Genomic DNA, 3,693 nt, shown 5'->3' on the forward strand with positions numbered 1-3,693 from the left:
CAAGGTGCAGAAAGAGCCGGGTTAACGCAAACCCTATGCGCCGTCCCTTAAGCCGCACCGCAAGCACCCCCCTGAAATATTGAAAAAGATTACCTCCCCACCAGAAAACTGCTCTTAAGGCCCAACCGCAAGCGCGAGGCCCTTTTCTTCTACCAGCAGATCAGCAACCACTTGGGCGAATATCCGGCCCGCCGTTTTGGGCGCCACCCTTCCCGGCAGCGAAGGAGCTAAGACGGCCTGCCGTTTCAAACGCTGGGCAGCATCGAAATCGGTTCCCCCCGGCCTGGTCGCCAGGTCGATTATCAATACGTCGGGCCGCGTAGCCTTCAGGATTTTTACGGTCAGCACAAGCGCCGGCACCGTGTTGAAGATTACGTCTGCTTCGCCAGCCAGCACCGGCAACCTGCCGAAGTCGGCAACCCGACAGCCCATCTCGATCGCCTGCGCCCGCTGCGCCGCGTCGCGCGCCACAACGGTAGTTCGGGCACCGAGAGCGGTAAGCATCCGCGCCAGAGTCATACCGACCCGCCCAAAGCCCCGCACAAAAGCGGCTGAACCGTGGATGGTTACCGGCAGGTGCTCCATTGCCAGTTGAATTGCGCCTTCGGTCGAAGGGATCGCGTTTAAAATGGCGAAATCGCCCCGTTCCGCAATCTCGACCAACTTTAGCCCGCGCCGGTTAGCAACTTCGCGCAGGAACTTTCTAGCAAAGCCGGTAAAAACCGGCGTTCCCACGGAAAGGACCGCTAGGTCTTCCTCGCTGAGCGAAAGCGGCTTACCCGGCGTCGCCACGTAACCATCGTCGCTTACCCCCGACACGGGGAAAACTACAGCATTCGCCCCGCGCAGCGCCGCCTCAACGGTACCTGCCGCCTGAACGCCCGCAACGGCCACTTCGTGCCCGGCCAGTCTTACCTAGGCGCCCTCTTTCAGGAACTCTTCGGCCACAAAAACCGCCCACTGATCGCCGCCTACAACGCTTGCGGTGATTCCTCTGAGTCTGCCTTTCACTTTTCTCGCCCCCCGCGGCTTATAACCAGTATATGACCCCGGGGGAGGGAGGTGCGTTTTGGAAGTTGGCGGTCAGAAGCCTCAAGCGAATATCAGCTTGTCAAGCCCGTAAACCATCTCCTTCAGCTCCAGCACCTTTTTGATCGCCATTATCACCCCCGGCATGAAGGATTCCCGCGAGATCGAGTCGTGCCTGATGGTGAGCGTCTGTCCTAAGCCGCCGAAAATAACCTCCTGATGCGCGATGAAGCCCGGTAGGCGCACGCTGTGGATCCTGATTCCTTCCAGCGAACCGCCCCGGGCTCCGCTCAGTTTCTCTAGTTCCGTCCGGTCCTCAACCGCCTCGTTTGTCCGGTTGGCCGCGATAATCTCTGCCGTCTTCAGTGCTGTTCCGGAAGGCGCATCGAGCTTCTGGTTGTGATGGAGCTCGATAATCTCCGCTGCCGGCAGGTACCTGGCAGCTATCCCGGCAAAGTGCATCATCAATACCGCTCCGATGGCAAAGTTCGGAGCAACCAGTCCGCCCACACCCTGCTCCCGGCACAGCCGGCTCAACTCCGCCAGCTCTTCTGCCGGGATGCCCGTCGTGCCTACTACCGGACGGACCCCGCAGGCAATAGCGGTCCGGATATTCTGCACCGCTGCCTTCGCCGTAGTGAAGTCTACCATCACCGCCGCACCGGTTTCCCGCAGCACACTTTCCAGGTCGGACCGGACCACAACTCCTATCGGGCCTATGCCGGCCAAAACACCGGCGTCCTCCCCCACGTGATTCACGTCAACCGCACCAACTACCATCATCCCGTTGGTCTTGCTCACCGCGCGGACAACTTCCCGGCCCATTCTGCCGGCCGCGCCGGTCACCACTACGCCGACCAAAACCCCACCCCCTTACTTTTACCTTAATTGTGATACAACAAGCCACCAAAGTCAAGCTGTCGCAAAACGTTAGTCCATTCGTGGTTCCCCGCTCGCATTCGCCGTCAAAAAGTAATCTTCAAACTCTGGTCGGGCGGCGCAGGGTGATCAAGAGGGACCGGGCAGACGGATTCTTTGGTGGGCCACAGGCGAGCAAACTGATCGCTAACCAGAACGCACTCCAGCCCGAAGGGAAGGTACCCGGCATACCCTAACAGCGGCATCGCGAAGATCTGGAAACGGTGCACGAAAGGAACAGCGTACTCCCAGCGGGCCAGGCTGTAGTAGTTCCACATTTCCCAGAAAAAGCCGCAGATCAAGCCCGCTGCAGCAGGCACCAGAACCGGGCGCCAGTCCCCTTCCTTGAGCGGCGCGAAGACTGTCTCCTCGCCAAGCAGGGTCTGGAGGGAAATGATAACCGCCAGGGGAGCAAGCCAGAGGAGCGGGAAAAGGTACCGGGGCCAGATGCCGAGGCCCGTAAGGCCCACCGCAGCGAAGAGCAGCAACAGTCCGGCAACGCGGCGCGGGTGTTTTAGCCGTGGCGCCCAGAACCCGGCGCGGCGGGAGCCCCAGAAAGGGTAGCTTGCCAGCCACTCTGCGGTGCTGAGGACCGCGGGGAGGACCGTGGCAAACGGCGGCGTCGCCAACAGAAAGTACTCGAGGGGACTCAGGGAGCCGAGGCCTACATAATACCAGTTTGCGACGAAGCGGTTGAGATACTCGAAGTACCACCAGAAGAAAGCGCTTAAAGGAAAGAGGGCGAGGAAATAGCCGGGCCGCTCCGTCAGCAGGCAGCGCCCTGTCCGCCGGAAGGTGAGGGCGTTCACCACCACGATGTAGCCGAGCCATAGAGGGCTGAAAGTGTACCGCTGCCACGGCGCAAACCACGGAAAGCGGGTCCAGGCCAGCACCCACGCGCAGCCCAGCCAAAGAAGACCCGCCACGCCCCACCGGGGCAGTCGCCCCGGTCGGGGCGACTGCGAAGCAGCCGGAAGCGCCGGGCGCCGGAACCAGGCCCAATAAAGCGCTGCCGTGGCGAGGGGGAGAAGGGCAAGCAAAAAGAAGGCCACCCAGGAAAAAGAGGGCTGGAGCACAAAGCGGGTTGTCGGCGGAAAAGATAGGTAGGGGCCAACTGCGCCGCCGGTAACCTTTACTCCCAGGAGAGGGAGGCCGAGGAGGAGCAGCGAAAGAATCCCGAGCTTTAAGAAAGTTGGCGCCAAAAGAGCCACCTACCGGACCAAGTCTTTTCGCGCAGGATTTTTCGCCGTCCCAGAACGAAATCCCTTCTGGAAAAGATTGCACACCGCCACATCCCGGAATCCCACCACTACCTACCACCCGCAGGCTGGCGCATAAATCAGGAAAGGACCGGTCAGAATAGTTTACGAGCACCGAAAAAACCGTGTCCCTTGCAAACCGTTGCAAAAATGGCTACGGAGGGAAAAGGTAGTGGAAATAAGGCAGACGCCTGGTCCGGAAGTAACCGGCGCTATCTCTACGGGGATGCCTTCGTGGATGGTTCCTCCGGGCATCATTCCCCGGGCGGATATCCTCGACACCGGAGAGCAGATCGTTTACCTGGTGGACCTGGCCGGAGTGGACCCTGATAAGCTTGTGCTGGAGGTTTCGCCCACCGAAATTGCGATCAACGCGCCGCTGAGCGAAAACTTTCCCCGCGGTACGCTTCTCTATGCCGAGCGCCCCCGCGGGGCCTACACCCGTCTCCTATCCCTGCCGCCCCAGGCAGATCCAGAGCGGGTAAGC

At 60.7% G+C, this 3,693-nt stretch carries 4 protein-coding genes; 1 reads left to right on the plus strand and 3 read right to left on the minus strand.

What is annotated here, in order from left to right:
* Positions 1 to 114: 114 nt before the first annotated feature.
* The 3 genes from dpsA to ACUVTA_RS04350 form a co-directional block, all read right to left on the minus strand.
* The gene (gene dpsA / locus ACUVTA_RS04340) at positions 115 to 894 is read right to left on the minus strand and encodes a dipicolinate synthase subunit DpsA (RefSeq protein ID WP_445951742.1); all 780 of its coding nucleotides are present in this window, start codon (positions 892 to 894) and stop codon (positions 115 to 117) included.
* Positions 895 to 1,092: 198 nt separating this feature from the next.
* Positions 1,093 to 1,890, minus strand: a complete 798-nt coding sequence (gene dapB, locus ACUVTA_RS04345; protein ID WP_445951743.1) for a 4-hydroxy-tetrahydrodipicolinate reductase — start codon at positions 1,888 to 1,890, stop codon at positions 1,093 to 1,095.
* Between the two features lie 104 nt (positions 1,891 to 1,994).
* Entirely contained in the window at positions 1,995 to 3,149 is a 1,155-nt protein-coding gene (locus ACUVTA_RS04350; RefSeq protein WP_445951744.1) for a hypothetical protein, read from the minus strand.
* A 229-nt stretch (positions 3,150 to 3,378) separates the two neighbouring features.
* Between ACUVTA_RS04350 and ACUVTA_RS04355 the strand changes: the two genes are divergently transcribed.
* On the plus strand, positions 3,379 to 3,693 hold a 315-nt coding region (locus ACUVTA_RS04355), incomplete at its 3' end, for an Hsp20/alpha crystallin family protein (protein ID WP_445951745.1).

Source organism: Thermodesulfitimonas sp., from assembly GCF_052743955.1.